Annotated in this window: 12 protein-coding genes; 8 read left to right on the plus strand and 4 right to left on the minus strand. The window is 74.2% G+C overall.

The annotated features are described in order from the left end of the window. Positions 1 to 158 precede the first annotated feature (158 nt). The 7 genes from ACWEN0_RS30770 to ACWEN0_RS30800 all read left to right on the plus strand — a co-directional run bounded on the left by ACWEN0_RS30770 (position 159) and on the right by ACWEN0_RS30800 (position 15235). Complete coding sequence (locus ACWEN0_RS30770) at positions 159 to 2153, plus strand: MMPL family transporter (RefSeq protein WP_451981262.1); 1995 nt, start codon at positions 159 to 161, stop codon at positions 2151 to 2153. Continuing rightward, the gene (locus tag ACWEN0_RS30775) at positions 2150 to 3529 is read left to right on the plus strand and encodes an MFS transporter (protein ID WP_451981265.1); all 1380 of its coding nucleotides are present in this window, start codon (positions 2150 to 2152) and stop codon (positions 3527 to 3529) included. Before ACWEN0_RS30770 ends, ACWEN0_RS30775 begins: the two co-directional genes overlap by 4 nt. Positions 3530 to 3621: 92 nt before the next feature. Beyond that, positions 3622 to 5325 (plus strand): fatty acyl-AMP ligase, encoded by a 1704-nt coding sequence (locus ACWEN0_RS30780; RefSeq protein ID WP_451981268.1) that lies wholly within the window; start codon positions 3622 to 3624, stop codon positions 5323 to 5325. Then, positions 5322 to 11444, plus strand: a complete 6123-nt coding sequence (locus tag ACWEN0_RS30785; protein WP_451981271.1) for a beta-ketoacyl synthase N-terminal-like domain-containing protein — start codon at positions 5322 to 5324, stop codon at positions 11442 to 11444. The genes ACWEN0_RS30780 and ACWEN0_RS30785 overlap by 4 nt, the downstream gene beginning before the upstream one ends. Continuing rightward, positions 11444 to 13012, plus strand: a complete 1569-nt coding sequence (locus ACWEN0_RS30790; protein WP_451981274.1) for an acyl-CoA carboxylase subunit beta — start codon at positions 11444 to 11446, stop codon at positions 13010 to 13012. Before ACWEN0_RS30785 ends, ACWEN0_RS30790 begins: the two co-directional genes overlap by 1 nt. 11 nt (positions 13013 to 13023) lie before the next feature. Then, complete coding sequence (locus ACWEN0_RS30795) at positions 13024 to 13992, plus strand: alpha/beta hydrolase (protein WP_451981278.1); 969 nt, start codon at positions 13024 to 13026, stop codon at positions 13990 to 13992. Positions 13993 to 14023: 31 nt separating this feature from the next. Next, positions 14024 to 15235, plus strand: a complete 1212-nt coding sequence (locus ACWEN0_RS30800) for a lipase family protein (RefSeq protein WP_451981281.1) — start codon at positions 14024 to 14026, stop codon at positions 15233 to 15235. 51 nt (positions 15236 to 15286) lie between these two features. Here ACWEN0_RS30800 and ACWEN0_RS30805 read toward each other — a convergent pair whose 3' ends face one another. Together ACWEN0_RS30805 and ACWEN0_RS30810 are read right to left on the minus strand one after the other, a co-directional pair. After that, positions 15287 to 15931 (minus strand): cutinase family protein, encoded by a 645-nt coding sequence (locus tag ACWEN0_RS30805; RefSeq protein ID WP_451981284.1) that lies wholly within the window; start codon positions 15929 to 15931, stop codon positions 15287 to 15289. 132 nt (positions 15932 to 16063) lie between these two features. Continuing rightward, positions 16064 to 16729, minus strand: coding sequence for a TetR/AcrR family transcriptional regulator (locus tag ACWEN0_RS30810; protein ID WP_451981287.1), 666 nt, complete (start codon positions 16727 to 16729; stop codon positions 16064 to 16066). A gap of 69 nt (positions 16730 to 16798) precedes the next feature. Between ACWEN0_RS30810 and ACWEN0_RS30815 the strand changes: the two genes are divergently transcribed. Next, complete coding sequence (locus ACWEN0_RS30815) at positions 16799 to 17965, plus strand: PucR family transcriptional regulator (RefSeq protein ID WP_451981290.1); 1167 nt, start codon at positions 16799 to 16801, stop codon at positions 17963 to 17965. A gap of 4 nt (positions 17966 to 17969) precedes the next feature. Here ACWEN0_RS30815 and ACWEN0_RS30820 read toward each other — a convergent pair whose 3' ends face one another. After that, positions 17970 to 19016, minus strand: a complete 1047-nt coding sequence (locus ACWEN0_RS30820) for a hypothetical protein (RefSeq protein ID WP_451981293.1) — start codon at positions 19014 to 19016, stop codon at positions 17970 to 17972. A 42-nt stretch (positions 19017 to 19058) separates the two neighbouring features. Beyond that, positions 19059 to 19913, minus strand: a complete 855-nt coding sequence (locus ACWEN0_RS30825; RefSeq protein ID WP_451981296.1) for an SDR family oxidoreductase — start codon at positions 19911 to 19913, stop codon at positions 19059 to 19061. Between the last annotated feature and the right edge of the window lie 29 nt (positions 19914 to 19942).

Raw genomic sequence — 19942 nt, forward strand, 5'->3', positions numbered from 1 at the left:
GGACGCCGGTTCTGTCATCTGCGGACCAAGGGGTGCGCGCGGATTTGTCACGTGCCCGACAAGCGGCGGAACACTCACCGCCGCAAGGGTTTTCGCGATTGGATTTGTGAAGCCGGACGGTATCTTCGCCGCCCTTTTCGTTGTTAGCGTGATCAACCATGACGTCGGTCGTTGCGTGGTGTTTCCGCCGGTCCGGGGCGGTCGTCGCGCTGTGGCTGACGCTCCTGGCCGCGCTCGGTTTCGCCGTGCTGCACACCGGCGCGGCCTTCCGCGACACCGTCGACCTGCCCGCCGCGGACAGCACCGCGGCGGCGAACCTGTTGCGCGGCAACGGCACCGAAGAACACGTCGTCGTCCGGGCGCCGGACGGCCCGGTCGACACGGGCCCGGGACGGGCCCGGCTCGACGCGCTGGCCGCCCGGCTGGCGGCGCTCCCGCACGTCGTCGCGGTCGGCCCGCCGCCCGGCCGGGTGTCGGCCGACCGGCGGACCGCCGTGCTGCCCGTGCGGTTCGACGCCCCGGCCGCGGACCTCGGCCAGGGCACCGCGGACGCCTTCGCCGACGTCGTCCGCGACGCCGGCGGGCTCACCGCCGGCGCGTCGGGCGAGCTCGCCGCGATGACGGCGGCCGCGCCGGACCTGGGCAACGCCGGGATCGGCCTGCTCGCCGCGGCCCTGGTGCTGCTGGTGACGTTCCGGTCGCCCGCCTGCGTCGTGCTCCCGGTCGTCACCGCCTCGGTTTCGGTCGGCTGCGCGCTCGCGGCCGTCACGCTGTTGTCGCACGTCATGACCGTGCCGAAGATCAGCACCGAGATCGCCGCGCTGCTCGGGCTCGGCGTCGGCGTGGACTACGCGCTGTTCGTGCTCACCCGCTACCGGCAGGGCCGCCGCGAAGGCGCGGAACCGGCGTCGGCGCTGGTCATGGCCGCGGCGACATCCGGCCGCAGCGTCGTCTTCGCGTGCGTGACCGTCTGCGTGTCGCTGGCGGGCATGCTGACCGTCGGCCTGTCGTTCCTCGACGGCGTCGCCGCGGCCGCCGCGGTTTCCGTGCTGTTCACCGCGTCGGCCGCGCTGACGCTGCTGCCCGCGTTGCTGCGCCCGGCCGCGCGCCGGATGCGGGCCGGGACCGACGGGACCGGTGGCCGCTGGGCCCGGCTCGCGCGCTCGGTGACCGGCCGGCCGGGCCCGTACACCCTCGCCGCGCTGGTGGTCGTCGCGGTGCTCGCGCTGCCGGTGACCGGGCTGCGGCTCGGCGTCCCGGACGCCGCGGTCGACCCGCCCGGGAGCATCACGAAGACCGCCGCGCACCTGCTGGACGAGGGGTTCGGCCCGGGCGCCGGGGCCCCGCTGCTGGTGACCGGAACCGGCGACGCGTCGCTGGGCACGCTCCGGGAGGCGCTGCTCGCCCGCGCCGACGTCGGCCCGGCCACGGCTCTGCCCGGCGGTGGCTGGCTGCTCACGGTCACCCCGCGCACCGCGCCCGGCGACCCGGCCACCGACGAGCTGCTGACCTGGACCCGGGCGATGGCCACCACCGTCGGCGGCCCGGACACGCACGTCGGCGGGCTGGTCGCCGCGCGCGCCGACTTCTCCGCCGCCATCACCGCGCGGCTGCCGCTGTTCCTGCTCAGCGTGGTCGGCATCTCGGTGCTGCTGCTCGCGTGGGTGTTCCGCAGCGTGCTGATCCCGCTGACCGCGGCGGTGATGAACCTGCTGACCGCGGCCGCGACGACGGGTGCGGTGGTGGTCACCTTCGGCGGCCCGGTCGAGCCGTACCTGCCGGTGTTCCTGTTCGCCGGGCTCTTCGGGCTTTCGATGGACTACGAGGTCTTCCTCATCGCCCGGATCCAGGAGGCGTGGCGCCGCCACGGCGACACGCGGGCCGCGGTCGTCGACGGCGTCGCGGTGACCGGGCGGACCATCACCGCGGCCGCGCTGATCATGGCGCTGGTGTTCGGGGCGTTCGCGTTCGTGGACGCCCGGGTCGTGCGCGAGGCCGGGGTCGGGCTGGCCGTCGCGGTGCTCTTCGACGCCGTCGTCGTCCGGTGCGTGCTGGTCCCGGCCGTGATGGCCCGCCTCGGCGAAGCCAACTGGTGGTTCCCGCGCCGCCGGCCGGCCGCGGCCGCGCGTGAGCCGGCGGGGAGCGCGCGATGACGCGGCGGACGCTGGTGGTGATCGCGCTCGGCGCGTTCGTCACGACCCTGGACAACACGATCGTCGCGGCGGGCGCGCCGTCCATCGCGCGGGACCTGGGCCTGGACCTCGGTTCGGTGCAGTGGGTCGCACTCGGCTACATGCTCCCGTTCGCCGGGCTGCTCCTGGTGGCGGGCACCCTCATCGACCGCTGGGGCCGCCGCGTGACGCTGGTGGCCGGGCTGCTCGCGTTCGGCTTCGGCGCGGTCGTCGGCGGGCTGGCGGATTCGGCCGACCTGCTGGTCGCGGCGCGGGTCGTGCAGGGCGCCGCGGCCGCGTTCCTGGTGCCCGGCCTGCTGAGCCTGCTGCGCTCGAACCTCGACGCGCGGGGCCGGACGCTCGGGGCCGCCGTCTGGACGGCGTGCCTGGCCGCCGCGCTGGCCCTCGGCCCCGCACTCGGCGGGCTGCTGAGCGAATACCTCGGCTGGGGCTGGATCTTCTTCGTCAACCTCCCGTTCGTGGCGGCGATGCTCGTCCTGCTGCCCGGAACCACCCCGCGCGGCCGGAGCCCGGGCGGTCCCCGTCCGCCCGTCGCGGCGATGGCGATTGTGACGGCGAGCTCGGTCCTGCTCACCGCCGCGCTCGTCGAGCTGGGCTCGCACCCGGCAACCGGAGGCGCGCTGCTCGCCGCCGGTGCCGCGCTCGGTGCGGGTTTCGTGGTCCGGGAACGGCGGGCGCGGGCTCCGCTGGTGCCCACGGCCCTGACCGGCAACCGGGTGTTCGCCGGTTCCCTCGTCGTCCAGGTGCTGTGGGGCCTCGGGGTCTCGGGGATCGTGTTCTTCACCCCGGTGCTGCACCAGGAGTTCCTGGGCCTCGACCCGGTCCGGGCCGGGCTGCCCCTGGTGCTGGTCGCGGTCGCCGTGGTGGCCGCGACACCGGTGGTGCCGCGGGCGGTGTCGGCCCTCGGTCCACAACGGACGGTCGGGGCCGGGCTCGCCGTGGTCGCCACCGGGCTGCTCGCCCTGGCCGTGGTGAACCACATCGCGGCCCTCGCACCGCGCGCGCCCGCCCTGGTGCTGATCGGCGCCGGGTCGGCGTTCACGACGCCGCTGACGTCGCACGCGCTGGACGTCGTGGCCGAAGGGCAGTCCGGCACGGCTTCGGGGCTGCTCACCGCGTCCCGCGAGCTGTCGAGCGCGCTGGGTGTCGCGCTGGTCGGCGCCGTGCTGACCACCGTGCGGACGCTGCGGCTCGACGCGGGCGCACCGCCCGGCCAGGCGCTGGCCGGGGGCTACACGGCCGGCCTGCTCGCCGCGGCCGGACTGACCCTCGCCGGGGCGCTGCTGGCCGTGCGCGGCACAACTTCGTCGCCGCGTGACAACCGTGCGGTGCCGTAATCCGGTTGCCGGTGAGTACCGGAAACCGCTCGATTGACAACCCGCCGGGCCCGGCTCTTCACTGCGCCGGTAAACGCTATCTGCGAGGAGCCATGGAAACCCTTTCCCAGCCGGTTCCCGTCACGGGAGAAACCGCCGAAGAACGTGCTTCGTTCGCGACTCTGCTCGGCCATTGGGCGCGCGTTCTCGGCGACGAAACCGCGGTGACCCACCTGGACCACCGCGCCGCCGCGGACGGCCGGGCGGTCACGCTCACCTGGCGCGAACTCGACGAGCGGGTCGGCTCGGTCGCCGTCCGGCTGGCCGGACTGGCCCGGCCGGGGGAGCGTGCGGCGGTGCTGGCCGGGCAGTCCGCCGACTACGTCGTGGCGTTCCTCGGCGCGATCCGCGCGGGCCTGGTCGCCGTGCCGCTGTTCGCGCCCGGCCTGCCCGGCCACGAAGGCCGGCTGACCGCGGTCCTCGCCGACTGCGCACCGCGGGTGGCGCTCACGACCACCGGCGCGTTCGACGCCGTGCGCGCGTTCGCCCCCGGGGTGCCGGTGGTCGCCGTCGACGCGGTCGCGCCCGCGGCAGCACGGGAATGGCCCTCGCCGGACCCGGACGCCCCGGCGTACCTGCAGTACACCTCCGGCTCGACGCGCTCGCCCGCCGGAGTCGTGCTGACCCACCGCAACGTCCTCGCCAACGCGCGTCAGGCGTGCGCCGCCTACGGTGCCGAGACCCGGACGACCTCGACCGTCAGCTGGCTCCCGCTGTTCCACGACATGGGCCTGATCCTCGGCATCGGGGCACCGATGGCCGGCGGGCTGGCGTCGGTGCTGATGGACCCGCTGGCGTTCCTCGAACGGCCGTCGCGGTGGCTGCGCGCGCTCTCGGCCAGTCCCGGCGCGATCAGCGCGGCGCCCAACTTCGCCTACGCCTACTGCGCTTCCCGCGTGTCCGAGGCCGAAAAGAGCTACCTGGAGCTGAGCCGGGTCGTCTCGCTGATCAACGGCAGCGAGCCGGTGCTGCCGGCGACGATCGCCCGGTTCCAGGACGCGTTCGCCGAGTGCGGGCTGCGGCCCGAGGTGCACCGGTCGTCCTACGGCCTGGCCGAGGCGACGGTGCTGGTGTCCGTGACCGACGCCGGAAAACCGGCCCGGCAGGTGACCTTCGACCGCGACCGCCTGGCCGCCGGGGTCGCGGTTCCGGCGCCGTCCGGCACGACGCTCGTCTCGTGTGGACGGCCGGCCGGGCAGCGGGTCCGGATCGCCGACCCGGCGACCGGCGAACCGGCCGCGCCGGGCGAGGTCGGCGAGATCCGGGTGAGCGGCCCGAACGTCGGGCGCGGCTACTGGGGACGGGACTCGACCGGGACGTTCGGCCTGCCGCCGCTCGACCCGGACACCGGCGAGGGCTGGCTGGCGACCGGGGACCTCGGCGTGCTCTTCGACGGCGAGCTGTTCGTCACCGGCCGGCTGAAGGACCTGGTCGTCGTCGACGGCCGCAACCACTACCCGCAGGACATCGAGCAGACGGCCGAAGCGCACCCGGACGTCCGCCCGCATTCGGCGGCGGCCTTCGCGATCGCCTTGCCGGACGGGGAAGCCGCGGTGGTTTTCCTGGAGCGCGCCAAGAACTCCGACGCCGACGTCGCCGCGATCGCCGGGGCGGTGCGGGCGGCGGTGTCGGCGGGGCACGGCCTCGGCCTGCACGACGTCGTCGTCCTGGCACCCGGTTCCGTGCCGCGGACCTCCAGCGGGAAGATCAGCCGGGCACGCTGCCGGGAGTCCTACCTGGACGGGCGGCTCGGATGAAGCGCGCCGGCGAGATCCGCGCATGGCTGCTCGACCGGCTCGGCCCGGTGGACCTCGACCGGCCGCTGCACGAGACCGGACTGTCCTCACGGGACGCGACGGTGCTGGCCGCCGACCTGGGCCGGTTCGTCGGCCGTCCGCTGGAACCGACGCTGGTCTGGCAGTACCCGACGATCACCGCGCTGGCCGGTCACCTGTCCACAGTGGAGTCGACCCAGGTGTCGGTACCGGAGCTCCCGGCCGGGGAACCGATCGCGATCATCGGACTCGGCTGCCGCCTGCCGGGCGGGATCGACTCGCCGGCGTCGTTCTGGCGGTTCCTCGACTCCGGTGGCGACGCCATCGGTGAGGTGCCCGAGGGACGCTGGGAGACCGTCGCCGACGTGCCGTCGCGGGGTGGTTTCCTCGACGACGTCGCCGGTTTCGACGCCGCGTTCTTCGGCATCACACCCCGTGAAGCCGAGGCGATGGACCCGCAGCAGCGGATCCTCCTGGAGGTCACCTGGGCGGCGCTGGAGCACGCGGGCATCCCGCCGACCGGGTTGCGGGGCAGCCGGACCGGGGTGTTCGTCGGGCTGTCGGCCACGGAATACGGCTCCCTGACGATGACCGATCTCGCGGGCGTCGACGTCTGGTCGGGCACCGGCGCCGCGGCGAGCATCGCGGCCAACCGGCTGTCGTACCTGCTCGACCTGCGGGGGCCCAGCCTGACCCTGGACACGGCGTGCTCGTCGTCGCTGGTCGCGGTGCACCAGGCGGTGCAGAGCCTGCGCCGCGGCGAGAGCGACGTCGCACTGGCGGCCGGGGTCAACGTGCTGGTGTCACCCGGCATCACCGCGGGCTTCCACCGCGCGGGCGTGCTCGCCGCGGACGGCCACTGCAAGCCGTTCGACGCGGACGCCGACGGCATCGCCCGCGGCGAGGGGTGTGGCGTGGTGGTCCTCAAGCCGTTGCGCGCGGCCCGCCGGGCGGGGGACCGGGTGCTGGCGCTGATCCGCGGCAGCGCGGTGAACTCCGACGGCCGGTCCAACGGCCTGACGGCCCCGAACCCGTTGGCCCAGGCGGACTTGCTGCGATCGGCCTACGCGGTGGCGGGCGTCGATCCGTCCTCGGTGGACTACGTGGAGGCGCACGGGACGGGCACCCCGCTCGGCGACCCGCTGGAAGCGGGAGCGCTGACGGCGGTGCTCGGCCGCGAACCCGGCCGGCCGCTGCTGCTGGGCTCGGTGAAGAGCAACCTGGGCCACCTCGAAGGGGCGGCCGGGATCGCGGGGCTGCTGAAGGTCGTGCTGGCCATGACCCACCGGCGGCTGGCGGCGAGCCTCCACTTCCGCACGCCGAACCCGCACATCGACTTCACCGGGCTGCGGGTGGTGACCGAGCCGGCCGACTGGCCCCGCTACTCGGGAACGGCGCGCGCCGGGGTGTCGGCGTTCGGCTTCGGCGGGACCAACGCGCACGTGGTGGTCGAAGAGTGGCCCGCCGCGTCGTTCCCGCCGCGGGGCGTGGACGGGCCGCAGGTGTTCGCGGTGTCGGCCCGATCGCCGGAGGTGCTGCGGGCCCGGGCGGGCGAGCTGGCGGACTGGGTGGCGGCGTCGGAGGTGCCGTTGGGGGCGGTCGCCTCGACGCTCGCCCACGGGCGGGACCACCTGCCGGTCCGGGGCGCCGTGGCGGGGGAGGGACGCGACGAGGTGGTGGCCGCGCTGCGCGAGCTGGCCGCCGGCCGCGCGCCGGTCGGCGCGCCGGCCCCCGAATCCGGGATCGTGTTCGTCTTCTCCGGCTACGGCTCGCAGTGGCCCGGCATGGGCCGCCTCCTCCTGCGGACCGAACCCGCCTTCCGCGCCGAGGTCGAGACGCTCGATCCGGTCTTCCGCGAGGAAACCGGCTCCTCCCTGACCGACATCCTCGCACCCGAAGACCTCGCCACCACGCAACTCGCCCTCTTCGGCATGCAGCTCGCGTTGGCCGGGCTGTGGCGCGCCCACGGCGTCATTCCGGCGAAAGTCCTCGGGCACTCGATGGGCGAAGTCGCCGCGGCCGTGGTCGCCGGGGCGCTGTCGGTCGCCGATGGGCTGCGCGTCATGACGACTCGGGCCCGGCTGCTCGCCGAACTCGACGAGACCGGCGCCGGCGCCATGGCCGTCGTCGAGTTGAGCGCGGCCGAGCTGGCGCAGTTCCCCGACGTCACCGTCGCCGTCTACGCGTCGCCGACCCAGTGCACCGTCAGCGGTGCCACCGACCAGGTCGAAGCCCTCGTCGAGCACGCCGAACGCCTCGGCAGGCTGGCCCGACGGCTCCCCGTCGGCGGGGCCGGGCACTCCGCCGCCGTCGACGCCGTCCTCGGCCGGTTCCGCGCAGCACTCGACATCACGCCCGGGAAACCGGAAATCCCCTGCTACACCACCGTTCTCGACGATCCACGCGAGACGCCCGCCTTCGACGTCGAGTACTGGGCCGCGAACCTGCGCCGCCCGGTGCGGTTCAGCCACGCCCTCGCCGCCGCGGCCGCGGACGGGCACACCGTGTTCGTCGAGATCTCGCCGCACCCGGTCGCGGCGGCGGCGATCGAGCAGACGACCGGCGTCGCCTGCCTGCCCTCGGCGAGCCGCCGGACCGACGAGCGGACCGCCTTCCTGACCAGCCTCGCCCGGCTGTACGTCCAGGGCCGCCCGGTGCTGGCCGCCCGGCCGCGGACCCTGCCGGTCGACCTGCCGGGGCCGGTCTGGCAGCACCAGCGGTTCTGGCCGAAGCCGCGGGCGCACGCCCGAGGCGTCCACCCGCTGCTGGGTGTCCACATCGACCACCCGGGCGGCCACCTCTGGCGCGGGGACGTCGGCACCGCCGCGCTGCCGTGGCTCGCCGACCACACCGTCGCCGGGAAGCCGGTCTTCCCGGCCACCGGCTTCCTCGAACTCGCCCTCTCCAGCGGCAACCGGATCCGCGACCTCGAACTGCGCGAGGTGCTGACCCTCGACGAGCACACCGAGGTGACGACCGGCCTCAGCGGCACCGAGCTGACCGTGCACGCCAAGTCCGCGCAGGGGGAGTGGGTCCGCCACGCCACGGCACGGGTCGAGGCGGGCGGCACGCCGTCGGAGCCCTTCGGCGAGGTCACCGGCGAACCCTTCGACCTCTACCGCGTCCTGGCCGAGCTGGGCCAGGACTACGGCCCGGCCTTCCGCGGCCTGCGCCGGGTCGTCGCGGCGGACGGCCGCGCCTCGGCGTCGATCGCGCTCCCCGAGACCGACCACCCCGCGTACGTGCTGCACCCCGCGCTCGCCGACGCCTGCCTGCACGCGCTCGCCGCGGCCGTCGGCGCGTCGGACGCTCTCTACCTGCCGCTCACGATCGGCGAAGTGCTCGTCGCGGGCGAGCCGCGCCGCGGGGTGCGGGTGGACGCCGTCCTCACCGAAACGGACCCCTCCGGAGACGGCCTGCTCGGCAGCGTCCAGCTCGTCGACGCCGACGGCGTCGTCCTGGTCGAGTTCCGTGACGTCTACTGCCGGCGGTACCGGGACGCGGCCCTCGAGCGGCTCCTGTTCGAAGGCGCCTGGCAACCCGCCGACCTGCCCGCGGCGCCGGACCACACCGGCGACTGGGTCATGGTGTCCGAAGAGGACAGTGCACCGCCCGGTGCCGGCGGTGCGGTGGCCGTGGTGTTCGCCGCCGGGTCCACTCCGGACCCGGCGCGGGCCGCGCGACGCGTCACCCGGCTGTCCGAGATCGTCGCCGAGCTGGCCGGACGGCCGGTGGCACCCCGGTTGTGGCTGGTGACGACCGGTGCGCAGGCCGTCGAACCCGGCGAACCGGGTGATCCCGATCAGGCCGCGCTGCGCGGGCTGGTCCGCGTGCTCGCCTTCGAACACCCCGAGTTGCGCGTCAGCACCGTCGACTTCGACGCCGGGCCCGACCCGGCCGGGCTGTGGGCCGGGCAGCTGCGCGAGGAGATCCGCGCGGACGGGCCCGACGACGAGGTCGCCTGGCGCGAGGGCGTCCGGCACGTGCGGCGGCTGGTCCGCCCGGAGCCGGGTGACGTCGTGCGCGAGCCGGTCCGCGACGGCGCCTACGTCATCACCGGTGGCCTCGGCGGCCTGGGCCTGGTCGCGGCGAAGTGGCTGGCCGAACGCGGTGCGACGCGCGTGGTGCTGAACAGCCGTCGCGCCGCTCCCGCCCCGGACCTGGGGATCGACGTCCGGGTCGTGGCCGGTGACGTCGCCGGGCCCGGCACGGCCGAAGCCCTGGTCGCGGCCGCCGTCGACGGCGGGGTGCCGCTGCGCGGGGTGCTGCACGCCGCCGGGGTACTGGCCGACGGCGCCGCGATCGGCCTCGACACGGCCGCGGTCGACGCCGTCTGGCGGCCGAAGGCGCTGGGCGCGTGGCGGCTGCACGAAGCGACCGCCGGGCACGACCTGGACTGGTGGCTGGTGTACTCCTCGGCGGCCGCGCTGTTCGGCTCGCCGGGCCAGGCCGCCTACGCGACGGCGAACGCGTGGGCCGACGCCCTCGTCGCGTGGCGGCGGGCCCAAGGCCTGCCCGCGGCGACGATCGGGTGGGGTGCCTGGGGCGAGGCCGGTGCCGCGGCCGGGTCCCGCAACCCCGTGCTCGAGCCGCTCGGCACCGAGGAAGCGCTCTCGGCCCTGGACGCCGTGCTCGCCCGCGACCGCGAGACGACCGGCGTGGCCCGGGTCGCCGCCGACACGGTCCTGGAGCTGTCCCCGCGGCTGGCCGATCGCCCGTTCTTCGCGTTGTTCGCCCCGCGCACCGGACCGTCGCCTTGGGACGGGATGGAGACCTTGCGCGACGCCACCCCCGAAGCCGCGCGCAAAGCCATCGCCGACCACCTGGCCGGGCTCATCGCCGGGCTGCTGGGCTACCCCGACGTCGACCGGCACGTGCCCCTGACCCGGCTCGGCCTCGACTCCCTCTCGGCGATGCGGGCGCGGGGCGCGGTGGAACGCGACTTCGGCCTGCCGCTGCCGATTCCCCTGCTCCTGCGCGGCGCGAGCCTGGCCGAACTGGCCGGGCACCTCGCCGACCAGGCCGGGTTCGGGCCGGCGCGGGCGGAGCCGGTGACCGCCGGCCCGCGCGACCCGGCCGAGCGGTGGGTCGCCCGGCACTGGCAGGCGGAGCTGGGCGGGCCGGAACCCGGCGTGCACGACGACTTCTTCGCCGCGGGCGGGGATCCCGAACGCGCCCGGCGGCTGCGGGCGGTGTTCGCGGAGCAGCTCGGCGCGGTGCCCGCCGTGGAACGGCTGTTCGCCACGCCGACGGTCGCCGCGATGGCCGACCTGCTGCGCGCGGAGCTCGAAGGCCACGGCGGTGGCCCGGTGCGGCTGCTGCGCGACGGCGTCGCCGAGCCGGTGTTCCTCTTCCACCCGGCGGGCGGCCCGACGAGCGTGTACCGCGAGCTGGTCCGGCTGCTGCCGGAGGGACACCCGGTGTACGGGTTCGAGCGCATCGACGACGAGGACACGGTCGAGGCCAAGGCCGCCTGCTACACCGAGCTGATCCGGGAGATCCAGCCGGCCGGCCCGTACCGGCTGGGCGGCTGGTCGTTCGGCGGCTGCCTGGCCTACGAGACCGCGCGGTGCCTGGCCGGGCCCGTCGACCTCGTGTTCCTCATCGACACGATCCTGCCGCTGCCCGCGTCCGGCAAGCCCGCGGACCTGCTGCTCGACCGCTTCGACCGGTTCGCCGAGCACGTGTCGCGCACGTACGGCGTGCCGTTCGCGATCCCGCGCGAGGAGCTGGCGTCGTTGCCCGAGGACGCCCAGATCCGCTGGGTGATGGACCGCCTCGCCGAGCAGGTCCCCGACCTCGGGGCCGGCGTCCTGCGGCACCAGTACGAGTCCTATGTGGACGCCCGGGTGGCGGAGCGCTACCAGCCACAGCCCTACGACGGACGGGTGCTGCTGCTGCGCGCGCAGGACCCGCACCCGCTGACCACGACGCTCGACCCCAGGTACCTGCGCACCGACGACGCCCTCGGCTGGGACGCGTTCTGCGGCGCACTCGAGGTGACGCGGGTCCCCGGCGACCACGTGTCGATGATCGATCCGCCGCACGTGACGGCGCTGGCCTCGGCCCTCGCCGCGCGTCTCGGGGCGGGGGTGCGGTGATGGACGAATCGACCGCGTTCCGCATCGCCGACCTCGCGGCCAGACAGGACGAAGCCGTCCGGATCGCCGAGAAACGCGCCGTCGACCGCCAGCACGCCAAGGGCAAGCTGACCGCGCGCGAACGGATCGGCCTGCTGCTCGACCCCGGGTCGTTCGTCGAGCTGGACCAGTTCGCGCGGCACCGCTGCGCGGAGTTCGGGATGGACGCCAACCGGCCCTACGGCGACGGCGTCGTCACCGGGCACGGCACGGTCGACGGCCGCCAGGTGTGCGTCTTCTCCCAGGACTTCACCGTCTTCGGCGGCAGCATGGGCGAGGTCTCCGGCGAGAAGGTCCTCAAGGTGATGGACCTGGCCATGTCGCTCGGCTGCCCGGTCGTGGGGATCAACGACTCCGGCGGCGCGCGCATCCAGGAAGGCGTCGTCTCGCTGGCGTACTACGCCGAGCTGGGCCGGCGCACCGCCCACGCGTCCGGGGTCGTCCCGCAGATCTCGATGATCATGGGCCCCTGCGCCGGCGGGGCCGTCTACGCCCCGGCCATCACCGACTTCACCGTGATGGTCGACGAAACGGCGCACATGTTCGTCACCGGCCCGGACGTCGTCGAGGCCGTCACCGGAGAGCGGGTGACCGCGCAGGAGCTCGGCGGCGCGGCCGTGCAGAGCGAGGTCGCCGGCAACGCCCACCACCGGGCCGCCGACGAGCGGGACGCCGTCGAGTGGGTCCAGACGCTGCTCGCGTACCTGCCGGCGAACAACCTCGACCCCGCGCCGGAGTACGCCGACGACACCAGCCCGGCCGTCACGGCGGCCGACCTCGAGCTCGACCGGCTGGTGCCGGACTCGCCGAACCAGACCTACGACATGGCCGAGCTGATCGTCCGGCTGGTCGACGACGGCGAGTTCACCGAGGTGCACAGCGCCTTCGCCGCCAACATGATCTGCGCGTTCGGCCGGGTGCAGGGCCGCACGGTCGGGATCGTCGCGAACCAGCCGCGTCACCAGGCCGGCGTGCTCGACATCGACGCTTCGGAGAAGGCCGCCCGGTTCGTGCGCTTCTGCGACGCCTTCTCGATCCCGCTGCTCACCCTGGCCGACGTCCCCGGCTACCTGCCGGGCCGCGACCAGGAACGCGGCGGCATCATCCGCCGCGGCGCGAAGCTGATCTACGCCTACTCCGAAGCCACCGTGCCGAAGGTGACCGTCGTGGTCCGCAAGGCCTACGGCGGCGGCTACGCGGTGATGGGCTCGAAACACCTCGGCGCCGACGTCAGCCTGGCCTGGCCGACCGCGGAGATCGCCGTGATGGGCGCGGAAGGCGCGGTGCAGGTGCTGTACCGGCGCGAGCTGGCCGGGCTGCCCCCGGAACGGCGGGCGCTCGCCCGGCGCCGGCTGACCGACGAGTACCGCCAGCGCCACACGGGACCGTACCTGGCCGCCGAACGCGGCTACGTCGACCAGGTCGTCACGCCGTCGCAGACCCGGCTGCACGTCGCGCGCGCCCTGCGGACCCTGCGCACGAAACGGCAGACCCTGCCGGCCAAGAAGCACGGAAACATCCCCCTGTGAAGGAGACTTCGATGAGAGCCGTCCTGCTGATGCTGGCCGTCGTGGTCCTGGTCGCGAGCGGCGTCACGGCCGCCCAGGCGAGCACCGCCGTGGCCGACGACGGCGCGAAGGTCGTCGAGGAGACCTGGTTCGACGCCCGGACGGTGGACCTGAAGATCGACTCCCCGGCGCTGGGCACCACCGGGATGGTCCGGCTGATCGTCCCGGCCGGCTGGGCGGCGCAGCCGGGCCGGACGTGGCCGGTGCTGTTCCTGCTGCACGGCTGCTGCGAGCCGGTCGACTACAAGTCGTGGGACCAGTTCACCGACGTGAAAGCCTTTACCGCCGACAAGGACGCGCTCGTCGTGATGCCGACGGACGGGCCCGCCGGGATGTACACGAAGTGGTGGAACTTCGGCCTGTCCGGCAAGCCCGACTGGGACACCTTCCACACCGCCGAGGTCCGCCAGATCGTCGAACGCGGCTACCACGGCGGCACGCGCCGGGCGATCGCCGGGCTCTCCATCGGGGGCTACGGCGCGATGGCGTACGCGTTCCAGCACAAGGGGATGTTCGCCGCGGCGGCGTCCTACAGCGGCGTGCCGAACACGCTCTTCCCGGGCATCCCGGTCTGGATCATCGGCATCCTGGCCCGCGCCGGGATCTTCAACTACCTCACCCTGTGGGGCGACTCGTTCGGGATGCAGCCGATCTGGTCGTCGCACAACCCGTACGACCACGTCGACGCGCTGCGCGGCACCGCGCTCTACCTCTCCTGCGGCAACGGGCAGACCGGGCCGCTCGACCCGCCCGGGCAGTCCGACGTGCTCGAGCCGTCGGCGCTGCTGTCGTCGCAGAGCTTCACCGACAAGCTGCGGCAGGCCGGGATCCCGGCGACCGTCGACTACTACGGCCCGGGCACGCACAGCTGGCCCTACTGGCAGCGCGCATTGCACAACTCGTGGCCGGTCCTGGCCGGCGGGCTCGGCCTGCCGGCGTGAGCGCATTCCCGTTCCCCTCGAGGAGGTTGTGGTGAAGACCGTCCTGTTCCGACGGATCCTGCCGGCACTGCTCGGCGTCTCGCTGGCGGCGCTGGGCGTGGTGGCCGCGAGCCCGCCCGCCGTCGCCGCGGCGCCGATCCTGCCCGGGCCGTTCGACGACTCGTTCTACACCCCGCCGTCGCCGCTGCCGGCCGGGAAACCGGGTGACGTGCTGCGCTGGCGGCCGTCGGTGCCGCTGCTGAACGTCGCCAACGCCGACGCGTGGCAGGTGATGTACCTGTCCACCACCGCACTGGGCCGGCCGGACGCGGTGACCGGCACCGTCCTCGTGCCCAAGGGGGCGGACCCGGCCAAGGCGCCGATCGTCGGGTACGCCGTCGGCACGCAGGGCCCGGCGTTCAAGTGCACGGCGTCGAAGGCGATGGAGCGCGGGACGCTCTACGACCAGCCGGCGATCAACGATTCGCTGTCCAGCGGCTACGCCGTCGCGGTCACCGACTACGAGGGCTATTCGCCGGCGACGGTGCCGACCTACATCACCGGCCAGTCCGAAGGCCCCGCCGTGATCGACTCGGTCCGGGCGGCGCAGAACCTGCCCTCGGCCCGGTTGTCGAAGTCGGCGAAGGTGATCTTCCAGGGCTACTCGCAGGGCGGCGGCGCCTCGATGTGGGCGGGGGAGAAGCAGCCGACCTACGCGCCGGAGCTGAACACCGTCGGCGTCGTCGCCGGGGGTGTCCCGGCGGACCTGACCGAAGTCGCGAAGGGCCTCGACGGCTACATCGGGTTCGGGTTCCTGGCCTTCGCCGCGGTCGGGCTGGATGCGGCCTATCCCGATCTGAACCTCGATTCCTACCTCAACGACACCGGCCGCCGGCAATTGGGCGACGCCGAGAAGAACGCCTGCGTCGCGGAACTGCTGCTGAACTATTCCTTCAAGAAGATCAGCGACTACACGACGTCCGATCCGCTGAACACGCCCCAGTGGCAGGCGCGGCTGGCGCAGAACAAGCTGGGCGCGAACCCGCCGCGGGTTCCGGTGTTCCAGTACCACGCGAGCACCGACGAGATCGTCAACACCCCGCAGGCGGAGACACTGCACCGCACGTACTGCGCGGCCGGTGTCCGGGAGCAGTGGCAGACCTACGTCTCCGACCACGCCACGGGAATTCTCGCCGGGAACGCGGACGCCCACCAATGGATCGTGAAACGCTTCGCCGGAGATCCCGCCCCCGCCAACTGCTAGCGCCCGTCCGTGAAGGCCACATCGAATCCTCGACGTGGCCTTCACGGCAATTCAGAACTCGCTCGCGGCGAAGGCGGCCGCGTCGGCGGCGTCGCTGCCGTAGCTCAGGTGGGCCAGGAAGTCGGTGCCGCCGGACTGGCAGACCGGGTCGCCGTCCGCGCAGTAGTCCTTGGTGCGGCTCTGGTAGGTGCCGGTGACCTGACGGCCGGTCGCGCGGATCGGGTTGCCGAACAGGAGCACCGCCGCGATCCGCGGGGCGAGCTCCGCCGGGATGGTCGCGACGATCGGGCCGCCGACGAGCGCGCCGTCGCTGCTGACGCCGATCGAGTTGTCGACGACGTTGGCGCCCTGGGAGTAGCCGACCAGGACGAACCGCTGCTGCGGGCACGCCGCGGCCTGCGTCTTCACGTGGTTGACCAGGTCCGTGTTTCCTTTCTGGACCGAAGCGGGCTCGCCGAGGTCGGCGGGGTAGTCGACCCGGTAGCCGCTGGTCGATCGGGGCCGCAGCTGGTTCTGCAACGCCTGGTACACGGGGTCGCCGACGATGACGCCCAGCGTCCCGGGTTCGAACGTGCCGCGGGCGACGGGCACGTCGACGTCGGTGCACGGCGCGGCCGACGCCGCGGGTGCGGTGGCGACGGCGAGCCCCGCGGCGGCGAACCCGATCGTGGTGACGGTGGAAAGCAGACGGCTCATGGCTGATCACACCTCTGGTGGGAAAACCGGAATGTCCGCAAACGCTTTCCCGAAATGCGCGCCAAGGCAAGAGGCCGTTTCCGGCGACGGTGATAATTGTTTTCCCGGTGACAATCAGTCCGATGTGGACGCTCAGGTGGCGCACTGCGCGGCGTCGACGTGGTCCAGCAGCGCCGGGTCGAGCCCGCGCAGCGCGGCCATCACGAACCCGGTGGCCAGCTCCCCGGCCGCGATCGGGTCGACGCCGGGGGAGTGCGAGACGTGCATCGCGGCCCGGCCGACGAGGCCGACCATCATCGCGGCGAGCAGCTCGGCGCCGGGGCCCGGCGTGCGGCCGTGGGCGACCAGGTGCGCGCGGACCTGGTCGACGACGTGCGTGGTGACGGTGTCCGCCAGTGCGCGGCGCTCGTTCGACATCTCGTCGACGGCCGAGTCGAACACCATCCGGAAACCGTCCGGGTGCGAGCTCGCGTAACTGAACATGGCCATCACGGCGAGCCGGACGCGCTCGGCCAGCGGGCGCGGGCTCGCCGTCTCGTACGCCGTGAGCACCCAATCCCGCAGTGCGGCGACCTCGCGGGAGACGGTTGCGCGGAACAGGGCGGCTTTGTCCCCGAAATGCGCGTAGAGCGTCGGTTTGGTGGAGTCGGCGCGTCCGGCGATCAGGTCCATGGTCGCCTGCGCGTACCCGCGCTCGGCGAACACCGCGCGGGCGGCGTCGAGCAGTTCGCCGTCGGTGGGCCGGGCGGCCGGGCTGCGGCGAGTGCTGGATCGATCAGGGGAACTCCGCCGGCTCATGAAGGTGTAGCTTACGGTTCCCCTGCTTTACTGCTCGGTAAAGCAGGTTCTCCCCGGGGAGGAAACCTGGTGTCCGGCGACAGTGCTCGGCAGCCCGTCCCGGTGACGGTGGAGGTGTCCGGACGGGCCGAGCTCGCGGCCCTCATGCGTCCGGCCGTCCCGGCGCTGGTGGACTGGATCGTCCGGGAGGTGTGGCGGGCCGTCCCGGGGTACGCGCGGCACGGCCGGGTGAACCGCCGCGGCGTCGAGTGCGCGGTGGTCCTGTTCGTCGACTTGGTCGAGGACCCGCTCGCCCCGAAGGACCGGTTGCACGAGACGTGCCGGCGGCTCGGCGCGGGCGAGGCGCGCGAGGGCCGGACGCTCGACGACCTCCAGACGGCCTACCGCGTCGGCACCCGGGCGGGCTGGCGCGGGATCATGCGGCTGGGGCGGCGGCACCGGCTGTCGTCGGCGGTGATGGCGCGCCTGGCGGAGATGCTGTTCGGCTACGCGGACGAGCTGGCCCGGATGTCGGGCCGCGGGCACCGCGAGGTGCAGGCCGAGCTCGACGGGACCCGCACGGGCCTGCGCCGCCGGCTGCTGCGGTTGATGACGGGACCGGTGGCGGTGACCGAGGAGGTCCTCGCCGACCTCGCGGCGGCGGCCGGCTGGCCGGTCCCGCGCGAAGTGGCGGCCCTGGCCCTGGAGTCGGCCGCTCCCTTCGTGCCGGGGTTCGACGTCCTGGCCGACCTCGAGCCACCGCACCCGTACCTGCTGGTGCCGGCTCCGGTGGACCCGCGGCTCTGCGCCGGCCTCGGTGTCCGGGTGGCCGTCGGCCCGCCGGTCCCGCCACCGGCCGCGGCGCATTCCCTGCGCTGGGCGCGAACGACGGCACGGCTGGTGGCGGACGGCGCGCTGCCGGACGTCCCGGTGACGTGGTGCGCCGAGCACCTGACGACGTTGTGGCTGCTGTGCGACGCCGCACTGGCGGACCAGGTGGGCCGGCAGGAGCTGGCCCCGCTGGACCGCTTCCCGGAGCGCACGCGCCGCCGCCTGGGCGAGACCTTGCTTTCGTGGCTGGAAAACGGCGGCAATTCGGAACGGATCGCGGTGGCCCTCGCGGTGCACCCCCAGACGGTTCGCTACCGGGTCCGGCAGCTGAAGGAGGCGTTCGGCGAGCGGCTGGCGGACCCGGAGGCGAGGTTCGCGATGCAGGCGGCGTTGCGTGCTTCGGCGTTGCGTTCCCGGGGCGCGTGAACCCTCAGGCCGACCGGAACAGCAGGACGTCGTTCACGCTCAGCGTGCAGCCGGACGGGCCGCCGGTGGGCAGCGACTGCGTGAGCCGGACTTCCTGCGCGCCGGGGTGCAGGACGCCGTGGTACGGCAGGGCCCACCGGGCCGGCCGGACCGGTGCCGCGGTCGCCGAGAGAGCCAGCTGGAGCGGTACGGACAAGACCGGGTCGGCCCGCACCGTCACCGTCACGTCGAGGGCGCCGGCCGGCCGGACCACCACGCTGTTCCACCACACCGAGAGCGGCCCGATCCGGATCGGGCCGGGCCCGGCCGGGCGGAGCTCCAGCCGCCCGGCCGTGCGCAGGCGATCGTCGTCGTCCTCTTCGGGCTCCAGGAAGTCCGAGCCCGGCTCGAGGGCGCGGACGGCCCCCACGGCCTCGGTGAGGTCGGCCGCCTCGGCCAGCAGGTCGAGGGCGAGCTCCACCACCTCCGAGGCGGCGTCGAGGATTTCGTCCGCCAGCTCGTCGATCCGTTCCTCGCGCCGCGCTCGGAAGACCGGCCGGCCCGACCGCCCGAGCTGCTCCCGCGCGCGTTCGTAGGCCGCGGGTCCGACCACCGGCATCGCGCCGATGAGGGCTTCGAACGCGGACTTGTTCAGCAGACCCCACGCGACGCGGGCCGTCTCCCGCCTGCCGAGCGCGACCGCGCACAGCACCAGGTACCGCTCGGCCACCGCGACCTGCAGCGGCGTCCGGGCCGAGGCGCCGGCGTCGCGGAACAGGTCACGGGCGCGGACCAGCTCGTCCGCCCGGACGCGCGGGTCCCTCGTCGTGCCCGCGTCGAGCAGGGTCCGCAAGCCGGCTCCGATCGCGGCCGAGTACCGCTGCTCCAGCACCTCGTCGAGCCGGCCCTCGATCGCGGACAGCTTCTCGCCCAGCCTGTCCTCGCTCGCCGCCAGCGCGCCCACCAGCTCGGCGGACACGCTGCCGAGCTCCTGGTTGCCGGTGAGGGCGCCGATGACGCCGGAAACCCCGTACTTCGCGGCGATCATCGTGATCGCGGTCAGCGGCTCCACACGGAGCAGCCTAGAGAACCGGGGCGCCCGGCGTACGCGGCTTCAGTTCTTCAGCAACGCCGCCACGGACTCGGCGAGCGGGGTGGTCGGCCGGCCGATGAGCCGGCTCAGGTCGCCGCTCGACGAGCTCAGCTCGCCTTCGGCGATGCCGCGGTCGGCGTCGGCCAGCATCGCCGCGACCGCCTCCGGCAAGCCGGCCTCGACCAGGACGCGGCGGTGCTCGTCGGCGGAGAGGTTCCGGTAGGTGACGGGCTTGCCCGCCGCGGCGGAGACGGCGGCCGCGAGGTCGGCGTAGCTGAAGTCCTCGTCGCCGGCCAGCTCGTACACCCGGCCTTCGTGGCCGTCGCCGGTCAGGACTTCGACGGCCGCCTCGGCGAAGTCGATCCGCGGGACGGCGCCGAGCCGTCCCTCGCCGGCGCTGCCGGCGAACGACCCCGTCGCGACGGCCTGGGCGATCGCCTGCGCGTAGTTCTCGGTGTACCAGCCGTTGCGCAGGAACGTGAACGGCACGCCCGACGCGCGGATGAGCTCTTCGGTGGCCTTGTGGTCCGGCGCGACGAAGATCTTCGTCGTGTCGGCGGCCAGGACGCTGGTGTAGGCGAGGTGGCGCACGCCCGCCTCGCGCGCGGCGTCGACGACGGCTTCGTGCTGGGCCAGCCGCTGGCCGGGCGTGCTGCCCGAGACGAGGAGCACCTTGTCCGCCCCGGCGAAGGCCGTGGCGAGGCTCGCGGGGTCGTCGTAGTCGGCCCGGCGCACCTGGACGCCGCGCGCCGCGAACTCGGCGGCCTTCTCCGGGGCGCGCACGGCCGCGACGACCTCGGCGGCCGGCACCTTCTTCAGCAGGCCTTCGACGACCAGGCGGCCGAGCTGGCCGGTGGCACCGGTGACCACGATCATCTGCGTCTCCTCGCTCTTGGGCTACTTAC

The organism is Amycolatopsis sp. NPDC004378, from assembly GCF_053602455.1.

What these genes read in the sequence shown, in the direction of transcription:
- ACWEN0_RS30770 (WP_451981262.1), top strand. Translation starts at nt 159, where the DNA reads ATGACGTCGGTCGTTGCGTGGTGTTTCCGCCGGTCCGGGGCGGTCGTC.
- ACWEN0_RS30775 (WP_451981265.1), top strand. Translation starts at nt 2,150, where the DNA reads ATGACGCGGCGGACGCTGGTGGTGATCGCGCTCGGCGCGTTCGTCACG.
- ACWEN0_RS30780 (WP_451981268.1), top strand. Translation starts at nt 3,622, where the DNA reads ATGGAAACCCTTTCCCAGCCGGTTCCCGTCACGGGAGAAACCGCCGAA.
- ACWEN0_RS30785 (WP_451981271.1), top strand. Translation starts at nt 5,322, where the DNA reads ATGAAGCGCGCCGGCGAGATCCGCGCATGGCTGCTCGACCGGCTCGGC.
- ACWEN0_RS30790 (WP_451981274.1), top strand. Translation starts at nt 11,444, where the DNA reads ATGGACGAATCGACCGCGTTCCGCATCGCCGACCTCGCGGCCAGACAG.
- ACWEN0_RS30795 (WP_451981278.1), top strand. Translation starts at nt 13,024, where the DNA reads ATGAGAGCCGTCCTGCTGATGCTGGCCGTCGTGGTCCTGGTCGCGAGC.
- ACWEN0_RS30805 (WP_451981284.1), bottom strand. Translation starts at nt 15,931, where the DNA reads ATGAGCCGTCTGCTTTCCACCGTCACCACGATCGGGTTCGCCGCCGCG.
- ACWEN0_RS30810 (WP_451981287.1), bottom strand. Translation starts at nt 16,729, where the DNA reads ATGAGCCGGCGGAGTTCCCCTGATCGATCCAGCACTCGCCGCAGCCCG.
- ACWEN0_RS30825 (WP_451981296.1), bottom strand. Translation starts at nt 19,913, where the DNA reads ATGATCGTGGTCACCGGTGCCACCGGCCAGCTCGGCCGCCTGGTCGTC.